Origin of the sequence: Enterobacter cloacae complex sp. GF14B (genome assembly GCF_004136805.1) — a bacterium.
Lineage (GTDB): Bacteria > Pseudomonadota > Gammaproteobacteria > Enterobacterales > Enterobacteriaceae > Enterobacter > Enterobacter hormaechei_C.
Genome location: NZ_QFRV01000388.1, coordinates 1 through 878, shown reverse-complemented (window position 1 = coordinate 878; position 878 = coordinate 1). Strand labels below are relative to the sequence as shown.

1 protein-coding gene is annotated in these 878 nt (G+C 46.2%); it reads right to left on the bottom strand.

The features are described 5' to 3' along the window. Window positions 1-354: 354 nt before the first annotated feature. Window positions 355-878: Ty1/Copia family ribonuclease HI (locus tag DD606_RS26135; protein WP_176691529.1), on the bottom strand; the 524-nt coding region annotated here is incomplete at its 5' end.

Below are 878 nucleotides of genomic sequence, written 5' to 3'. Positions count from 1 at the left end.
CTTGCCAATCTACACAAGACGGATTTCTTTGCGGCTGAAATCTATCTTCTGCTGTAGTGCTCAGAACGAAATTCTGAGGGCATAAACGGCTTCGAAAGGGGGGTAAAACCCCAGGTCGCCTGGTGGAAACGCTCCCGGAACGCCGAGTGTGAATTTTCGAACTCCGGATCCAGAATCTGCCGAAAAAGTGCGCGCGCGCGCGATTGCGCAAATCCGCACTGAACCAAGGCTCTGATACCAATTGAAGTCGCGGAGCGGAGCGTGGGTCGACTCTCTCACACACACACAGTGAGCTTACACAGTACACTACGCAGAGAACTGTTAGAAGGGTTATCTCCCAATTAATCTTAGTATTCACAAAGTATAAGTTAGTATATACAAAGAGTTAGAGGTAAGTGAGTTAGGCGGGCGGCCGGCCATATCCGCATAAGAGGCCACTTGGGCTTTAATCCCAACAACCTCTCCTGGAAGTCCCTTTGTGAGTAGATCAGCAGGATTGTCCTTGGTGTGGATCTTCAGCAGTTGTATCTGCTTGTCTTCAAGTACTTCCCTAATGAAGTGATACTTCACATCAATATGCTTAGTCTTCGAATGGAACACTGGATTCTTTGCCAATTGTATAGCACTTTGACTATCACAATATAACTCTGGCATATCTGCATTGATTCCCAAGTCTGCAACCAATCTACCAAGCCAAATAGCTTCTTTGCATGCCTCATTTGCTGCAACATACTCAGCTTCTGTAGTAGACTGCGTAACACAATCTTGTAATCGAGATCGCCATGATATGGCACCTCCAACCAATGTAAAGACATAGCCTGATGTAGATCTCCTCTTATCCAAGTCTCCTGCATAATCTGAGTCAGTGTATCCTCTGA